At 40.7% G+C, this 19,247-nt stretch carries 10 protein-coding genes; all 10 read right to left on the bottom strand.

Annotation, left to right across the window (positions count from 1 at the left end; all coding sequences use genetic code 11):
• Nucleotides 1–8: 8 nt before the first annotated feature.
• The 10 genes from SORDD24_RS04475 to SORDD24_RS04430 all read right to left on the bottom strand — a co-directional run bounded on the left by SORDD24_RS04475 (nt 9) and on the right by SORDD24_RS04430 (nt 19,237).
• Nucleotides 9–6,944 carry a YSIRK-type signal peptide-containing protein gene (locus tag SORDD24_RS04475; protein ID WP_061407960.1) on the bottom strand — a complete coding sequence of 2,312 codons (6,936 nt, stop codon included), beginning with the start codon at nt 6,942–6,944 and terminating at the stop codon, nt 9–11.
• Between the two features lie 176 nt (nt 6,945–7,120).
• Complete coding sequence (locus SORDD24_RS04470) at nt 7,121–8,785, bottom strand: DAK2 domain-containing protein (RefSeq protein ID WP_061407957.1); 1,665 nt, start codon at nt 8,783–8,785, stop codon at nt 7,121–7,123.
• A gap of 2 nt (nt 8,786–8,787) precedes the next feature.
• Nucleotides 8,788–9,153 (bottom strand): Asp23/Gls24 family envelope stress response protein, encoded by a 366-nt coding sequence (locus SORDD24_RS04465; protein ID WP_000216432.1) that lies wholly within the window; start codon nt 9,151–9,153, stop codon nt 8,788–8,790.
• Nucleotides 9,154–9,303: 150 nt separating this feature from the next.
• Nucleotides 9,304–9,492 carry a 50S ribosomal protein L28 gene (rpmB, locus tag SORDD24_RS04460; protein ID WP_001140948.1) on the bottom strand — a complete coding sequence of 63 codons (189 nt, stop codon included), beginning with the start codon at nt 9,490–9,492 and terminating at the stop codon, nt 9,304–9,306.
• 441 nt (nt 9,493–9,933) lie between these two features.
• On the bottom strand, nt 9,934–11,226 hold the full coding sequence (locus tag SORDD24_RS04455) for an ISLre2 family transposase (RefSeq protein WP_061407954.1): 1,293 nt from the start codon (nt 11,224–11,226) through the stop codon (nt 9,934–9,936).
• 49 nt (nt 11,227–11,275) lie between these two features.
• The gene (locus SORDD24_RS04450) at nt 11,276–12,910 is read right to left on the bottom strand and encodes a relaxase/mobilization nuclease domain-containing protein (protein ID WP_061407951.1); all 1,635 of its coding nucleotides are present in this window, start codon (nt 12,908–12,910) and stop codon (nt 11,276–11,278) included.
• Nucleotides 12,904–13,296: a plasmid mobilization relaxosome protein MobC gene (mobC, locus tag SORDD24_RS04445; RefSeq protein ID WP_196757270.1), complete on the bottom strand. Its 393-nt coding sequence runs from the start codon at nt 13,294–13,296 to the stop codon at nt 12,904–12,906. Before mobC ends, SORDD24_RS04450 begins: the two co-directional genes overlap by 7 nt.
• Nucleotides 13,297–13,513: 217 nt before the next feature.
• Nucleotides 13,514–13,930, bottom strand: coding sequence for a hypothetical protein (locus tag SORDD24_RS04440; protein ID WP_042768467.1), 417 nt, complete (start codon nt 13,928–13,930; stop codon nt 13,514–13,516).
• Nucleotides 13,931–14,000: 70 nt separating this feature from the next.
• On the bottom strand, nt 14,001–18,983 hold the full coding sequence (locus SORDD24_RS04435; protein WP_061407945.1) for a PBECR4 domain-containing protein: 4,983 nt from the start codon (nt 18,981–18,983) through the stop codon (nt 14,001–14,003).
• Nucleotides 18,974–19,237 (bottom strand): hypothetical protein, encoded by a 264-nt coding sequence (locus SORDD24_RS04430; protein ID WP_061407942.1) that lies wholly within the window; start codon nt 19,235–19,237, stop codon nt 18,974–18,976. The genes SORDD24_RS04435 and SORDD24_RS04430 overlap by 10 nt, the downstream gene beginning before the upstream one ends.
• Nucleotides 19,238–19,247: the final 10 nt, after the last annotated feature.

Below are 19,247 nucleotides of genomic sequence, written 5' to 3'. Positions count from 1 at the left end.
AAAAATGATTAGTCTGATCCATCATTTCGTTTCTTTTTAGCTAGCAATCCAAGTGTCATGGCACCTGTTAGGGCTGTCAGAATTCCTAGATTTTTCAAACCATCTTCTTGACTTCCGGTATTTGGAAGTTGATTTTTTTCTACAGAGATGTTTTGCGTCAATTGATCTGGTTTCGAATCAGGTACTGAAAGTTCTTTTTTATCAGACAGCTTCACTTGCTCTGGAAGTTCTACTACTGTTGGAGTATAGAATCCTGAAAGGATATTTCCATTGCGATCTTTACGGATCACTTTCACACTTTTTGCTTGTCCTATAAAGTCTGCCTCAGGAGTAAAGGTGACGGTGCCATCTGGTGAGATTACATAAGTTCCTTGACCTGGAACGACTTTTTCAGTTGTTCCATCTTCAAAGGTTGGCGGAACTGTCAGATCGACATCACCTGTAAAGTTTGGTTTACCAGTCTGAGTTTGACCTTTAAGACCTTCTGATGTCGCATCACTCACTTGTGTTTGTCCAAGGACAGTTGGTGTGTAGCGAGCAGTAACTACATTTCCATACATATCCAAACGTTTCACAACCAATCCTTTGGCTCTACCAACAAAATCTGGTTTTGGAGTAAAGGTAATCTTACCATCTTTATCAATTGTGTAGCTTCCTTCACCTGGAACGACCATAGTCGTGCTACCATCCTCAAATGTTGGTGGTACAGTCGGATTGATATGTCCTTCAAACGTTGGTGTTGCCACTTGAGGTTGGCCTTTTGCTCCTGTAGAAGCTGTGTCATGACCAATAGATGGATCTACAACTGTTGGACGATAGCTTGCAGTGACTGGGGTACCGTTCTTATCCTTGCGGAGAATCGTTACGCCTGTTCCTTTTCCTACAAAATTAGCTTCTGGAGTGAAGGTCACTGTACCATCTGATGCAATCGTGTAAGTTCCTTGACCTGGAATAGATTTCTCTTTGCTGCCATCTGCGAAGGTTGGCTCTACTGTTTCATCAATTGGAACCAGTGGATCACCACCTTGGAAGCTTGGAGTGCCTGTTTGTGGGACACCTTGAGGACCTGAGCTGGTTGCACCAGTTCCAGTTGGAGTCACCTTAGTAAACTCTGGACTGTAAGTCGCAGTAACTGGAGTGCCATTCTTATCTACACGTTTCACTGTGACTGGAGTTGGGTTTCCAACAAACTGTTTATCTGGAGTGAAAGTTACAGTTCCGTCTGGTGCAATCGTGTAAGTTCCTTGACCTGGAATAGATTTCTCTTTGCTTCCATCGTCGAAGGTTGGCTCTACTGTTTCATCAATTGGAACAAGTGGGTCGCCACCTTGGAAGCTTGGAGTGCCCATTTGTGGAACACCCTGAGGACCTGTGCTGGTTGCACCGGTTCCTGTAGGGATTACTTCTTTCACCACCGCTTGGTACTTGACAGTAACAGGAGTGCCGTTGGCATCCACACGAGTCAATTCAAGCTCTGGTGTTTCACCCTTGAACTGCTTATCTGGGGTGAAGGTCACTTTACCGTCTGCGTCCACTTCGAACTTACCAACATTTGGCACTTCTTTCACAGTTGTACCATTGTCAAATAGTGGAGTTGAATCAGCTGGGAATGGAACAGAATCATGACCTGGGGTGAAGCTGACTTTACCTTCTTGGACCTGACCTTGAAGGCCTTCTGTCTTATCACCAGTACCAGTTGGTGTTACTTTCGTAAACTCTGGACTGTAAGTCGCAGTAACTGGAGTACCGTTCTTATCCACACGTTTAACCGTTATTGGATCTGGACTACCTACAAACTGCTTATCTGGAGTGAAGGTCACTGTACCATCTGATGCAATCGTGTAAGTTCCTTGACCTGGAATAGATTTCTCTTTGCTGCCATCTGCGAAGGTTGGCTCTACTGTTTCATCGATCGGAACAAGTGGGTCACCACCTTGGAAGGTTGGGGTACCAGTTTGTGGAACACCCTGAGGACCTGTGCTGGTTGCGCCAGTTCCTGTAGGAGTGATCTTAGTCACTGTTGGTGTATAAGTCGCAGTAACCTCTGTACCGTTCTTATCTACACGTTTGACTGTGACTGGAGCTGGTTTGTCGACAAACTGCTTGTCTGGAGTGAAGGTTACTGTTCCGTCTGGCGCAATCGTGTAAGTCCCTTGACCTGGAATAGATTTCTCTTTGCTTCCATCTGCGAAGGTTGGCTCAACTGTTTCATCAATTGGAACCAGTGGATCACCACCAGCAAACGTTGGAGTCCCGGTTTGTGGAACACCCTGAGGACCTGTGCTGGTTGCGCCAGTTCCTGTAGGAGTGACCTTAGTCACTGTTGGTGTATAAGTCGCAGTAACCTCTGTACCGTTCTTATCTACACGTTTGACTGTGACTGGAGCTGGAGTACCAACATATTGTTTTTCTGGCGTAAAGGTGATAGAGCCATCTGGATTGATGCTGTATTCACCTACACCTGAAACGGTTTTCGTTGACTGTCCATCTTCGAAAGTCATTGGTTTCGTATCATCAATTGGAACCAATGGATTACCTTCTGTGAAGGTTGGGGTACCTGTTTGTGGAAGTCCTTGAGGACCTGTACTTGTTGCGTTAGTGCTGGTTGGAGTGACTTCTTTCACCACAGCTTGGTACTTGACTGTAACAGGAGTGCCGTTGGCATCCACTCGAGTCAATTCAAGCTCTGGCGTTTCACCCTTGAACTGCTTATCTGGCGTGAAGGTCACCTTGCCGTCCGCAGTCACTTCGAACTTACCAACACTTACCACTTCTTTCACAGCTGTACCATTGTCAAATAGTGGAGTCGAATCTACTGGGAATGGAACTGAGTCATGGCCTGGGGTGAAAGTCACTTTACCTTCTTGGACTTGGCCTTGCAGACCCTCTGTCTTATCACCAGTACCAGTCGGAGTTACTTTCTCAACAACTGGGGTATAGGTCGTTAGAGCTGACTCTCCATTTTTATCAACCACTCCAACTTGAACTGGAGTTGCCGGACCATAGAAGGTTTTCAGTGGAGTAAAGACAATTGTTTTATTTACAAGATCTAAATTGTACGTCCCTTGGTCGGCAATGGTTAGCGAAGTTACCTTTTGCCCATTTTCATCATAAAGAAAAACACTACTTTGGACTAGTTCGACGGATTTCTTTGCTCCATTAATGGTTGTTGTCCCTTTTGTAAAGTGAACCTCGCTCTCGCTTGCTCTATCGTCATCAAAGTGAATCGTTGCTAGCTGCTTCTGCCCTTGAAGGCCTTTAGATTTCGCTGCACTTGCTGAAGGGACAACTGGAAGGGGAACATAATACACCAACCTATCCCAAGAGAATTCTTTTTCCAAATCTTCATCGCTCGGATTTATCGCACTAATCGAATATTGATCAAGAGCCTCATCTCCCGACATTGTATTTGCGTCAATATCTTCACCTGGATAATAGCCAGGAATTTCAGGCGAAATCACCTGAGACCAAGTTTGGTCTGCAGACCAGTCTGAGTAAGTCACACCTGCTGTCGCATCATTTGGATGCAGTTTTGCCAAAACCTGATCGATTCTCTTCGTTCGGGTAAACGAATGGGATTCTACATGTCTGGGAGGAAGAAGCGATAAATCAGGATTTTTTGCCTTTCTGTAATACTCATAGTTAATTTCGCGAGTCCCACGGACAGTTTCGATTGCTTCTATAACCTTATGTCTAAACTGAAACTTGAATTGTTTTGGACTAGCCGAGTCACCAAAGGTATGATCTGTAAAATCATTACTGATCAGTTCATACCCCGCATCTTCTAATTCCTTAATTCGACGAGCAGGGTCATAAGAAATTGGTCCGTTGGGTTTGCCTACAACTGTGTCTACCTGTCCTAGCTGCACTTCCTTAGACGGATCGTTTACATCCACAAAAGTAAAGCTTGCAGATGACAGTTTGGTGGACATTTGAATTGAAACATTATTGGACTCAGTGTACCTGGAACTGCCATTTGCCAGAGCCGAAGAAAGATAAGCCGTAGCACCTGAAACAGTATCTTGCCCAATAACTGCTCCATCGATAGGAAACTGAACCCTACTTCCAGCAGCAACCGGTGCAGTCGAATGCCAACGAACTGCACGAATCTCCGACCAATCCGACACCTGTTCTGCTGTGAGCCATTGTGAAGCATTAATTTCTGCAGCAGTACCCGCCGTGCGACTATACTGAACCTCCCAGCCTGAAGGTGGTGTTAGAGCTCTTGTCAGACTCACTGTAAATTCAGAACCACGATTTCTGGATTCTAGCTGTTTATCACCTTTCATCGGCAAGGATGATAAAACATAAACGTCTGAAACAGGCTGTTTCGCTGCGTTTCTATAGGTCACTCTGAAATCAATCTCATCACCAGGATAATGTTCTTGAGTATTATAGGCAAAGTGTTGATTTGTAGCTCTCTTCACTTCAGAGTAGACACCGCTCGCTTCTGAAGCCTGTACGATCACATTGAAGTCATGAGAGGTCGAATTTTTCGAAGTAACAGTAATACCATCTAGTTCTCCTAAGTCAAAACCATTCTGAGCTTGAACATCTGGAAGTTCCTCATCCCAGAAAGCAATTGCTTTATAGGTATAGGTCCCATTCGGAATCGTCTTGTTTTCCAACTTCAAAAGCGTTGGGGGCATAGGGGAGTCTGGGGTTCCCTTTACTTGAGCATAGTAGAGAGTTTTTCCAGTATCTTTGTAATTATAATAGACCTTAAAATTAAGGTTTCCACTAAAGTTTAATTGTGGATCAGCCAAATAAGCCAGATGGTAAACTCCCGTCAAATTTGCGAAATTCTGGGTAGGTGTATTTCTACCAGCAGTCGTTGTGATAAAATCTTCTTTAAAACCAGAAGCATCTGTGTGTCGATTGAAGACATCTGTCCGACGGCGTCCAACCATTGAAATTTGCTGGATAACACGCGTCAATTCGGCTGAAGCCGTTTGAGAGAAAGAAACAGTGTTACGAGTATTGTTAAAAGTGAAATCCGTTCTAGAATCCAACTTACTAATCGTCGAGTCTTTATAGAGACTTTCCCAATTATTAAAGCGTGTTTTTGTCTGGAAAAAAAATGCCGAAGTATCATTGGTTGAGGACTTCCTCATCTTGATATTTTTAAACTTGTACTCCAGCTCCTTCACATCTTGCTCTTCCGTCAATCGTAGACTACGGGTGTTACTATTAAAAGTCCCTAACAACTCACCTGTCGCTTTATTGTATACTTCTACGGATGCATCCGGTGAGGAGAAAAATTCATTCCAATAACGATCCTCAATCGCATTGACTTCTCGATAAGACTCTCGTGAATCCTGTATTTTATGGGTGACCGTGTAGTCATTGATAGGATAATCTCTTTCAACCTCAGCGACCGATGAGAGTCGAACATAAGAACGGTATTCTGTTTCACCATAGGAACGAATCATCTCCGAGTCAGACTGATTATAGTGTCTAGATTCAAAGAGAGAAGACTCTGGCTGATCAGTTTTTTGAACAAAGAGAGTATAGGGGAGAACAGCCGTATTTTGATAACTAGTCCCATCTGCTTTTGTATAGATACCCGTCACAGTTAGCTTTTGCGCTTTTCTATTGATATCTGCTACTTTGGCATTCTTTAACTTGAAAGAAATTGGAATGAGCTTATTTTTATTGTTATTAATATCTTGAAGTGGATTGTTAGCTCTGTTAATCGTCAAATGATAACCCGTCGCATCAGCAGTCCAACCCAGAGCTTTCGCTTCATCTGTCAATTCATAACCTTCTTTTAACTCTATATTATAGGTATAAGAAGTGACAGGATCAATGATATGCCCTCCGACATCACTAATCCCCATACCATTGATCATACGACCATCAAAGACACCATTCCCATAGTTGAAGTAATCATTTCTTGCCGTATTATTCTTAGGATCTTTCGCACCATTAAATAGATAGTAGGATACAACCGACGAATCATCGTCAACGATACCATCATTATTTCGATCGTAGCCAATGACCTGATGGTTAGACATTGGTGTCAGACCACCTACCCCGTTTTCTAAGACTTTCCATGTGTGTTCAATACTTCCAAGTTCTTTGAGGACATTGCCAGTTTTATCATAGAGCTTAGCAGTTGCGGTCACCTTGTGGTCTGGTCCAATGGCTTGGACAGCACCTCCCCAGTTCTGAGTCAAAGGATCTATCTGAAAAGTATAGACGAAGTTATAGTTTGCTCCACCTCTCAGATTAACGGGTTCTATCTTTAAATCAAGGTCTCCATTTATTTTTTCTTGACTGAACTTTACACCACCGACAGGAGAAGGGGTCAATTTAATCGCTTTCCCATTTTGGAAATGAATTTTGATATACCCACCAGAATAGTCTGCTTCGTGTCCAGTAATACTAAAGGCCAAGGATTCACGGACACTATCTACCGCATGGATATCTTTGATTGGCGAATGAGCTTGAAATGCAGCATTGACTTCATCTAGCGATCTCTTGCGTCTAGAAGAAGTTTTTCCGCTAGGTCCGCTTTCTTCCTTGCTTTTCTGCTCAGTTTGAGTTGATTCTAGAGATTGCTTTTTCTCCTCATCTAAAGAAGGCTGACTCGCTTCCTTCGTATTATCAACTTGTGAAACTGGTTGGCTCTGAGCGACTGGTTCAGATACTTCTGTTTTGGACGATTCAGTTTTATCCTTCTGGTCCTTAACTGCTTCGTTCTGTGTTACCTCTTTTTGAGGTTCAGAAATGACTTCCTGTCCATTCTCAGCACTTTTTTCCTTCTGTTGAATTTCCGCCTGGGTTTGCAGTTCCTTATTGTTGACTTGAGCTTCATCTGCTTGCACTAGTGAAGTAGCCATGACCATAAAGGTTCCTAGCAATACCGAACAGGTCCCAACACTTAACTTTCTAATCGAAAAGCGGGAAAAAGATTGATTAAAAAATTTTTTCTTCATCATTTCTCCTTTATATTCATACTTAATCTAATATAACAGCTTTATCATTATAACCTATCGTAATTAGAATTTCCAATAGAAGGTTTGTTTCAATATAAATTTATTGGTAGGTCAAATTGCATAGAAAAAGGAAGCTGTCAGTTCAGCTTCCTTCTGTTATTTTCATTCAATTTTCACGATTATTCCACACTGAAAAGATATGGGTAAACAGGTTGTTGACCTTGGTGGATTTCGACTTCAACGTCTTCGAATTCTTCTGCGATTTCTTGGGCGATTTGATTGGCCAATTCTTCACTTCCATCTTCACCGACATAGAAAGTCACGATTTCACTATCTTCGTCTAGCATGTGTTTCAAAGTTTCAGTCAAAGTTTGATGCATGTCCGGGTTTGACACGAGGATTTTCCCATCGACCATACCAAGATTGTCATTTTCATGAATTTCCAAACCATCAATAGTCGTGTCACGAACGGCTGTTGTTACACTACCGCTGACTACATCACCAAGAGCTGCAGTCATACGTTCTTTGTTTTCTTCGATAGACTTGCTTGGATCAAAGGCAAGAAGGCTAGTCAATCCTTGAGGAAGAGTACGAGCTTCTACCACTACTGCTGGTTGATCCAATACCTCTGCAGCAGATTGGGCCGCCATGAAGATATTTTTGTTGTTTGGCAAGAAGATGATGTTGCGAGCATTGACTTGCTCAACAGCCTTGATAAAGTCTTCTGTCGAAGGGTTCATGGTTTGTCCACCTTCGATGACATAGTCCACACCTTGGGCACGGAAGATATCTGCCAAGCCTTGACCTGCTACTACTGCGATAAGGGCGTATTCCTTCTCTTCAGCTGGCTTGCTGACTTGAGCTTCTTTTTCTACTTGAGCTTCGTGTTGGTTACGCATGTTATCGACTTTAACCTTGACCAAGCTACCATATTTAAGGCCTTCTTGCATAACAAGACCTGGATCTTCTGTATGGACGTGGACTTTGACGATTTCATCATCGTTGACGACAAGAAGAGAATCCCCTAGGTCATTCAAGTAGTTACGGAATTCTTCGTAGTCAAACTCTTTAGAATAAGTTGGACCTTGTTTGAGGGCAACCATGATTTCAGTACAGTAACCAAAGGTAATGTCTTCAGTTGCTACATGTCCGGCTACAGATTTGTGGTGTTCTGCATTGATCATCTCACCCATATTCGCTGGAGTAGCAACAAAGTCTTCAGACGCACTGTATTCACCAGTAAGAGCTGAAAGGAATCCTTCATAGATGAAGACCAAACCTTGACCACCTGAGTCCACAACACCAACTTCTTTCAAAACTGGAAGCATGTCTGGCGTTTTGGCAAGAGCTGCTTTCGCGCCTTCCAAGGCTGCACGCATGACCTCAACAGCATCATCTGTCTGTTCCGCTTTTTTCTTGGCACCAATGGCAGCACCACGAGAAACTGTCAAAATAGTTCCTTCGACTGGTTTCATAACAGCCTTGTAGGCTACCTCGACACCAGATTGGAAAGCAAGAGCCAAGTCTTGACCTGTTAACTCGTCTTTATCTTTGATAGCTTGAGAGAAGCCACGGAAAAGTTGAGACGTGATAACTCCTGAGTTTCCACGCGCACCCATCAAGAGCCCCTTAGCAAGAATGCTCGCCACTTCTCCAACTGTAGAAGCCGGCTTGTCTGCTACTTCTTTGGCACCATTTTCGATGGTCATTCCCATGTTTGTCCCAGTATCTCCATCTGGAACTGGAAAGACGTTTAATGAATTGACATATTCTGCTTGCTTATTCAAACGAGTTGATGCAGCCTGCACCATCTCTTGAAATAAGCTGGTAGTAATTTTTGACACGATTATTCTCCTACAACTTTGATATTTTGAATGTAGACATTCACAGTCTGAGCAGTAATTCCTAGTTGGTTTTCCAAACTAAAACGAACGCTCTCTTGGATGTTTTTTGAGACTTCACTAATCTTTGTTCCGTAGCTCAACACGGTATAAACATCAACTGCAATGCTGCCATCCTCGGCTGCTTTTACGACGACGCCTTTTGCATAATTTTCCTTACCAAGAAGGGCTTGGAAATTATCTTTGAGGGCATTTTTACTAGCCATACCGACCACACCAAAAATCTCAGTTGCTGCACCACCTACAACGGTTGCAATCACTTCATCTGTCAGTTCGATTTGACCATCTTTTGTATTAATTTTTACAGTCATTTTTTTTACCTCAAATTGTTGATACTCTATTTTATCATATTTCAGCCCAAGTGTAAAAGCAGAATGCTGTATCGGCGGATATTTACTCTATTTTTCAAATGGTTTTATCCTTAGAGCAAAAAAAAGACCAGTTAGGTCTTTTCATTTTTATTAAACGCGTTCAACTTTACCTGATTTCAAAGCACGAGCTGAAGCCCAAACTTTTTTAGGTTTACCATCGATAAGAACAGTAACTTTTTGAAGGTTTGGTTTTACGGCACGTTTTGTTTGGTTCATCGCGTGTGAACGGTTGTTTCCTGATACAGTCTTACGACCTGTAAAGTAACATACTTTAGCCATTGTGTTTTCCTCCTATTAGATCTAATATAGCGGATGTGCTAGCACCACATACCGTACTATGTTATCACACTTTCTCTATTTTGGCAAGGAAATTCGGAGACTTTGTTTGTGTCTAAATTTTTGGGAATAATCAAATATCCTTATAACTCAATAAGAAAGCGAGATTTTTCAGACAAAAAAACTGGAAAAAGTTCCTTACTTTACTCCAGCCCTTGACTATATTGCACTATTTATGCTACAATATTGTTTGGCTGATTAAGCAAAGTGTTGGTTTGTCTTAATCGGTGGTGTAGAAGTTGCTGCTTCTACACCTTTTTCTTTTTTATATTTACTCTATTATTGTAACACACATTAGGCAAAAAAGCAACTGTTTTGTATAAAAACATGATAAAAAGACCTCTAAAAATTCTTTTTTTAGAGGCTTTTGTCTGCCTTTTTGTATTATTTATGCCCTCTTTTTCTGATAACAGCTTTGTGTGGCCTATGGTTAATACGAAACCCTGCGCCTAATCCCGAATCCCTAAATTCCTCATACTCTTGTCTCCAAGCTCCAAAAAACAGCTCGTGTAGCTGATCAATTCGCTCAATAAGAATCATCTTGGCCATGGTAGAAGCCCCTTCGATGGACCAATACATCCCTCGATGTTTCATGCGGTAAGTGACCTTTCGGTGCTGACTCTCCATTACCCCGATACCACGTGAGGACAATCCTCTAAGTTTAGGTGGCCTAGTGTCACAGAAATTTCTTAATAATTTCTTACGAAAATTGTAAAAATTATCAAGAGCTTCCTGGCTTTCTATGAGAGATTCAACTGTATCTAGTACGGTCTGAAGCAGGCTCTTCTGATGATTTTTGATAGCCTTAAAAGCAAGATCAAGTAGTGTAGACGGGTACGGCTTCAGGAATCGTTTAAGTTCTTCATTGACATGATAGGCATCCCAGAAATGCTCATGACGTTTAATCCGTAGAGCTTTCTTGATTTCTTGAAATACTCTTCGAGTATATCCTATACCATTGTCCGAGTTAGTGATAAGAAGAGTTCGATCAGTAATTTCAAAATGATTGTAGAGATAGTCTATCAATTCTTCCTTTGCTTGCTCATGACTTGTATGGATAATTTCATGCTTATTCTCGAGTACATAACGATTTTTTCCAATCTTCTTCGCTCCCGTATGAATCAGAAAATGGGCTAAGTCTGTATTGTGTCGTTCATCATTGCTTGATGTTGTCTTGACGAGCACACCATCTCCCTCCAGGTAGATTCTATCTGCCTGGATTTTTTTCGGTTGCTCATCACCTCTAAAAAGCCGATAGCGTTCCCTCTCTGAAAAGAGTCTACCTGCCATTTTTACAGACTTCAAAACAGCGTCCTTTGTTATCTCCAGGCGATAAGCCATCTTAACTGTTCGACAAACTTCACGATAGGATAAAACAGAAGCGTGTTTTGCCATGTGAAAAATCAACTCTGGAGAATAACGCATATACTTTTCTAAACCTAGCCACTCATCTACAGGATAACAGCTTTTCTTTCCCTTTCGCCAGCGATTCCTAGAAAAGGTCATCTCTCCAAATGTGAAGACAACTGTCCTCTCGGTACTGTCTATTCGTTTATACCCTTTCAGTCTCATGGAAGGAGCTATCTGCTCGTCATAATCTCTTACTCGCTTCAGGAATTGCTGCTCACGTTTGCGATCTAGTTCTGCGACAAATTCTTTTTCATCAAATCTAAACATACTCTCTATTGTACTGAAATCATGACTAGATTGAAAACATCAGAAACTTTTACAAGGTTTTTTCATCTTCAAAATGTCGGTCAACTTTCTCTTCACGACTACGCACATGCTCCTTAATATCTCTATAATCTGTGTAATGTTTTAGAGTATCATCAAAGAACTCTTGTAAGGCTCCTTTTTCAATTTGGAATTGTTTGATCAGTTGACTGACATCTTCCAGTCCCATATCTTTTGGAACTCCTAAATCATCCAATAGTTGTACCGCCGCAAGACTATTTTCTGGAGATTGCTGGATGGCTAAAAGTGCTCCTTCAATTTTATGATAACGTCCAAGTCGAGCAGATAGCTGTCTTAATTCCTCCTGAGTAGCCTCTATCTTTTCATTGAAGCGCTCCTCCAAATGTTGAAATTGTGCTCCATCTGTCACGCCGTGCTCGACTAAGAAATTATATTCCTTAATCAGTTCACGCATAGAGGAAATTTGAGCGTTTTTAGTTACGAGTGTTTCGCCATTTTGTTTGGCTAATTGTCTTGCGACAGTCAAGCCCATCATGTACCGATTTTTTTGTGATTGATCTGGATTGAGAAAATAAAAATAGTCTTTCTCTTTGATATAGATCGTGTAATTTCCATCCTCATTTTTATCAACTTTATGAGAAGGTATTAAAATGGTACCACTATTTAAAGCTCCCATATCCATCTGTACGTAAATGCCTTGCTTGCTTTCTTGTTCGACTTGCCAGGTTTCCACTTCCAATTTCAATTCAAAATCATTTGCCGTCTTTTCTTTTGATTTTTGATATTGTTCTTTCAATTCCTCCACATCAAAAACTAACTGATTCTTAGAAATTCTCTCTTTTATTTTTTCAAGAGAATAGAGTCCTTTCTTCGATAATGTATCATCTCGGACATTTCTTTGTTGGGGCTGATCCAGCAATTTATACTTCACAAATTTTCCAGAGAAATCAATCTGAAGATTAAGCGCAGCTGCCTTTTGTTTGAAATCTTCTAACGACAAAGAGTGCTTCAGAAGAAAATCAAGACGTTCCTTGATTTCAAACCGATAATTATTTTGTCTCCGCCAAGCAGAATACTTTGTATAAGAATTTTTCATAGTAGGCTCAATAATTTTAGCGCCATATCGTGCCGCATGTTTGTCCGAAATGGCTCTCAAATTTTTTAAGGTTTTCTTTTCCCAGCGAAATTTCTTGAGCGTTGAGGTATTGGTGGTATTAAGTATGATATGGTTATGAAGATGATCTTTATCCGTGTGGGTTGCGATCACAAACTCATAATTTCCACCTGTCAATTCTAACATCGTTTGACGGCCAATTTCATGAACCTGCTCAGGAGTCAAGTTATCGTCTGGAGAAAAAGACTGGATAATGTGATGAGCCAATACTTGTTTTCCTGAAGATAATTCTTTCAAGTCGTCATCTCCTTTTTTAAAGGCTGCGGCCAATTTTGTCATGACCATTTCTTCATCTGCTACACTAAAATCAGAGATTCCATTGCCAGATACTAGCTTCATTTGAAGCTCACCATCATGATAGACAAGAGGAAAATCAAGATCACTTTCTGCAGTTCCTGATACAAGGGTTTTCGCTTCATTCAGAATATAATTAACAGCTCTCTTCAAATTAGCTGGTGTTTTAATTTGAGTTGGAGATTTAATAACTACCATTCTTCTATATCACTCCTTACCGTTCGTTTCCGTTCCTGTAGACTCTGTTTTTCTGCGCTAGAAAGTTTAGCAGCCACCATCTCTTTCAACTCAGATAGATAGTCAATAACTTGTGCCACTTCCTCTGGCGTAACGCCTTGATTTTCGTTAGCCTGCTTGGCAATTTGGTTGATATTCGTCCCAACCCTATTGATGGCAACTCGAAGATCTTTCAATTCAGAAAAATCAATTTGCACCACCTTTCCTTGCACCAATTGATTCTTCGCATAGTATTGAAAAGATGGAACTCCCATTTGGGACATCGCTTTTTTAATTTGACGATCCTCCTCTGGTGTTAGTCGAATCAATTTTTGTATATAGCGTTTTCTATTTTCTCGTTTCTGCATTATTTTTTATCCTCTTTCTCTCAAAATTTCTGGCATTTTCTGACCAGGCATCAGCCCCTGACTTCCTTCCGGCAAGCGTAGCAAATGGATATCCATTTGCGAAATTTAAAAAAAATCAGAGAAGGAGAACCTTGTAGTTTTCCTTCTTGATTTTCTCAGTTTTGGGGGAATCCCCAAGCCCCTTTCCTATATCTTTTGGAGTACAACCTCTAACAATTTATCGCAACCAACTGAAGATGTTTTTGAAAATAGATGATTGCTTATCACTATTTTCTACACTTTTTTCTTTCTGACCTTGTAACTTTTCAGCTAGGACAGAAAGTTGTTGAGCAGTTAGAGGCTGGAAAATCGACTGCCCAATTTGTATTTCTGTCAGTAAGATTTTTTCTGTGAGTACAGCTTGAAATTCTTCATCTGTAATCATCTTGAGTAGCTCAATATTTTCTTCTTCCCACTCCAAAAGAGCAGGATCTCCTTCAGGTAGTTGAGACTGTTCTTCCTCTAGTTGCTCCAGAACTTTTTGGCGAGTCAAGTCTTTAGCGTTTGGCGATACTCCTTGAACTCTGTCTCCATCCATGATTGGAATAAAGTCTGAAAGGATGATGATCAGTTGTTCTTCTTGTTCATTGGTCATGAGTGTTGTCCTCCTTGATGATGATTTGTTTTTAATTTGACCTTGGGTTTATTTGGGGTGTCCCGTTCGGTCATTTCGAGAAACCCTTCTCTTTTTTTGATTGTGCATCTGCTTTCAACTCCTGCTTGTGATCTTCGACAGCCTGCTTACTCTGATCTTTAAACTTCTCCAGTTTTTGTTCAAAACTACGCTTCGTTTGTTTCTCCTGACTCAATCTTAATTGTTCCAATGCTTGATCCATCCGAACCATTAAACTTTTAGCTTCTTGTTGGACAATATCCAACTGTGCTTCTAAATCAGCAAGTGTCTCCTTATCAGCAGACCACCCAGATAGATAGTTAAAGGAATACTCTGACGTATCAATACCATAGTATGAAGAAACGACATAAGCGACACTTTCAGCCTGGAGTTCAGCGGTGCTTCTAGTTAGATTTTCCTTTTGAGGATTATCTGCATGATGCAACTCTGCATGAGCCATTTCATGTAAGAAAGTTTTAATAATTTGAGCCTTGTTCATCTCATTACTACGTAAAACAATTTGATTTTCTGGGACAGAATAATATCCATGTTTATTATTTTCCATCTCTTCAAATCGAACCGATACATCATTTTCTTTTGCAATAGCCATTAGGGCACGGTAAAGATTTGCATAGTCCAAATCAGTCAACTGTTCTTTCACTTCTGCAGCTTTTGGCATCTCCCTTCCTTCTGTCTGACTAACATCAAAAACTGGTACCAAACCAAAGAATGTAACTGTTTCTGGTTTCCCATATTTATCCAATATTGGTTGGTTATTCTCATCCTTTTTGATCTTCGTCATAGGTTTAAAAATACGTAAAGCCTTCTCACCTTTTTTCACATAGCGACCAAAGTTTTCTTTCCACTGTTTGAAAGAAGCTACTTGCCTTGCTTCAGGATTTTGTGCAAGAATTAAGCGCAAGTTGCGATTAGAATAATTATTTAGTTGGCTCATTTTCGTTAGATAGTCTTTGTACTTATCTGAATCCAGAAACTCCTTAATCCCTTCTTTAAGATGACGACTTAATCCTGCCATATCTTTATTTTGAATAAAATCTGCAACTGCAAGACTGCCTGCTGCTAAAACAACTTCTTCCGCTTGTAGACCCTCTTCGACCTCTGGTTTAGAACCTGGCTTCGATCTAAAATCATACGGATTCGTTCCCTGAAGCAACTCCTCCTCATCAGAAACACCGTCAGCATCCGCATCATGTTCCAACTCCTGCTTGTTGTAGCTTTGTTCTTCTAGCTTGATTTCTTCCTCTTGTAATTTCTCAAATTCATCTCGAACTGTGGCGATCGTTTGCTCAACTTTTTCTGATAATTCTTTAATTTCTTTTTGCCATTTTTCTACAAGAGCCACTTGTTCCATAGGTGAGTCCTTGACACCCAACTTCTCAAACCAAGCAGATAGATTTTCGACCTCAACACTATCCATTCCATCAAAAGAAATAAATCCTAGACGACTATCATGACTACTATCCGAAAAACCAATCGGACTATTTTCTAACACTCCATAAGGTACTTGAGATAAAAGTTGTTCTGCGTAAGGAGTATCTTCCAAAGCGTAACTAAACTGAGAAATATCTAACTCACTCGCCAATCTCTCCAGATGATACTGAGTGAATATGGTCCCATCTATCTTCATCAATTCTGGGTGCTCCCTCATTTCTCGTGTTCCAAGTCTTTCTTTATGAGCAATTGGGTTAATCTCCTCACCGATATTGTAACGAATGCTATCCTGGATCAGTTCACCATCAGGAGCGTAGATACTAAACTGGACCTTTGTTGGAGAGATGTAGCCTTCTGGGTGACCACCAGTCACTTGTTTTAGCCCTTCCTGATGTAACTGATAAAAGCTCTGGTTGGCCTTATATAGCTCCCTAGCGAAATCTTGATAAGATATCAGCTCGGTTTCTTTAAATGGCAATTTAGGTCCATCTGGTCGCTCCTCAGCCCATTGAAGACGTACATGGTAGTTCTCCTTATAGATGTGATCTTGTTGCCATTCTTTATAAAAATCTGAATTTGTATCTAGGAGATGATCTGCACCAGCTGCAGCAACAATCTGATCAAAATTATCATTGTGCTGTTTTGCATAGTCAAGATACTGATTCCAGGCTTGATGAAATTCTTCTGGAGTTTTTGAGATATCACCTGGCACACCTAAATTATAGACAGTATCTAGGACTTGAGTAAACGTAGCCGAATCAAGTAGTAGGCTATTCAGTGTGTTCTCAGGAGTAGATTGTTCAATTTCTTTAGAAACTTCTTCATACTGCTTATTCTTCAAAACTGATAGCATTTCTGCACCTTTGTCTTTAACATATTCTTCATTGATTGAAAGCTGCTCGATGTGACCATCTCGCTCTCTAAAGACACCTAAAATAATCTTTTCCTGGTTTGTCTGATCTAGTAGAAGATTAAGGCTTTTTCTTAATCGCATAAGACTAGCTGGTAGAACTGTACCATCTACTGTCCTAAAAGCAAGTAAAACATCTTGGTCATTTGAACGAATTGCCTTATCCAAATTTAGGCTATGAAACTTTTCTACATCTGATAAGTCTCCAAAATAAAAGGACTCTGCATCTACTATGGCAGGTAATTCAGGGAGAACTTTCAACTTATCAAATGCAGCACCTCTGTTGGCAATCAAAATATTATCAAATTGTCCATTTCCAGCAGCAAAATCCAATAAAGTCTGTCCTGCAGTTTGCCCTTCTCTATAAGGAAAAATACCTGTTAAGTGCATGAAACTTTCTTTGTTATAGGAGATAGCAAGGCTATTTGTATCTGCACCATCCTGGTAAAAATAGGTAACTTGTGAATCTGCTATATTTTCTAAGTACCATTGAGCAGCATTTTGAAGATGAGGAGCATATCTGTTTAGTTTTAGCAAGTCTTTATCTGAAATAGGATGGTAGTTATCCTTATGAATTGACTTTCTTTCCTCATTTATGCTAAAATGAAGTAAAGGTTGAGATCGAGTTTGGCTTGGTGACAAGTCATTCAAAGGTTGCGATATATTCGCTTCTGGTAGAGGTGCTGCCCCCTGAGTTTCTTCAGGAAAATCCCCGAGTTTTGTCTCAGCCTTTTTGTTTTGTTCAGAATTATTAGTAGTCTCTTGTCCACCCTCAAGAGACTTTTCTTTTTCTTCTGAAGTCTCCATGATCTTAATGGGCTGAGTATCAAGACGTGACATCAAGTTATCCAATAATTCTCGATTTAAAACCACTTCTCCCTCTTGCTCATCCAGATAGTGAAACAATGTATTTGGTGTTGTCACAAAACCGTAGGCAAAGTCTCTTGTCCCAGATTCAATCAATGGATACTCCAGCATTCGCTCAACCGATTGTGAAAGATTATCAAGAGTTCTTTCACCAAAATAGACACCAAAACTGTCACTTGACAGGCTTTCTATCTGCTTGTTAGTATTGTAGGCTGCTATAGCAAGTTCACCAATAAACTGGGTTGAGATCTCTACTCCCAAAGCTCTCTGATGAGGTTTCAATGCTTGATACAAGGAATCCTGCTCTGGAGTCCCTTTTTTCTTGTATAAATCAACCGTTCGATCATCAATAGAGCTTAAAAGTGAACGAATAGGAGACAATACTTCCATTCGCTTATCATTGAGATATTTTGTAGGATGGCTATTTCCTAACTTTGCAAAGACATCATACAGATAGAAATCTGGTGCAAATTCGATTGATAATTCTCCAGATTGAATCCGATTATTTAAACTCTTTGTTAATGCTTCATTTTCCCGTTTTACCTCTTCATAGCTCATCAATCTTCCAGCATTCTCCTCTGTATTGGCAATAAACTCTTGATTGCCTGGAATATGTTTTTCTTCCTTGGTTGGATCTGTTTCAGAGGGTCTAGTCGACTGAACAGAAAAAGAAATATTATTCCAGTTCTCCTTCAACCATGTTGCATCTTCAGGAGAGAGGTGGCTGGTATCAGGAAAGTTACTTGATGCTTGAATTTCCTCCGTTTGCTCCAGTTGTTTTTCCTGCTTCAGGATCTCATTCCAGTCCGTCTTCTCCTGGCCCTCACGTTTTGGTGGTCTTGCATCGACAACTGGGATATTTTTCTCCCGTAGTTTCGTCATAAAGTCTGTACCTGCTTTATCACGATCAACTGCCAGCGTGATAAGATCATCGTATTTGTGGTCTTGGAAAAGTGTGGAAGTTTCCGCTGCAACAGATAAGAATCTTGAGGTACGTGTTAGCTCACTGGACTTGGTATAATCCCTTTCATCCATAGGAATATCCCCTCGCTCCTGTAACATTTCAAGAACATAGTGAGACAAAACTCCCTCTTTCAATCCTTCCATCGCAACCAGTCGAACATCGTTTAATTCGTCCTTATGAAGCTCATAATAGCTCATAAGGTCAATGGGTGCCTCTGCCACAATTAAACGCTTAGGAGAGCCTATAGAAACGTTTAAACCACTGATACCCTCTGATTGATACATGGTTTGCTTCAAGTACCCCTTCCCTGGATGGCGTTCTTGATCAGGAACAAGCCCCTGAAGACTTGCACCTACCAGTTGCTGATTTCTGTCCAAGTATTTAAAAACCAAGACATCTTCTATAACACCATCTTTATCCTTACGTTTAGCTTGGGCTAATACTCCCTTTTCCAGGAAGAAGTCGATTGTATCATCAGAGAGACCTCTAATCTCCTTGAGATAGGTTCTCGCCTCCACAAATGGTTGCTCATAAGGTGCTAGTGTATAGTTGAAAGGTTTACGTTCTTCCTCTACTGGTTTTGCTTCAGGGAAGGAACCTGTCTCTAAGAATACCATGGCTTCCTTATAGCTGACATTTTGCATTTGCTGTACGAGATTGATAGTATCGCCAAAGAGGTTTTGAGAATACCAATGCCAGGTATTCTTCACAGTATCAATCTTAAATGAGTCATGCTCGGCCCAATAATACTCTCGATGCGACTTTCGCTTCATCTCCATTCCAAGGCTACGAGCTACTTCTAAAATATCCAGCGATTTTGCCTGTGCTTTTGTTAAAACCATCCTATTTCCTCCTCGACCAATTCCTTGAATAAAAGATAACCTTCAGGAGTTGCATCTAGTTCACTAACAACTATTGGATCTTCCTGACTCGTTGTCACAAAAAGATGAGGGGCTAACTGATAAAAAGTCCCCTCATCTGCCTGTTGGAATAGCTGCCAAATAGCATAACGTTCTGTAGCTAAGTTTTCTAGCTTGAGTGCTAAAACTTGTGAGATACTCTCCAGGTATCCTAATTGTATTTTTGGTGTTTCCATCCTACTGTCC

This window comes from Streptococcus oralis (genome assembly GCF_001579175.1).
GTDB classification, from domain to species: Bacteria; Bacillota; Bacilli; order Lactobacillales; family Streptococcaceae; genus Streptococcus; species Streptococcus oralis_O.
The sequence above is the reverse complement of the archived record's forward strand: the minus strand, read 5'-3'. Positions and strand labels throughout refer to the sequence as shown.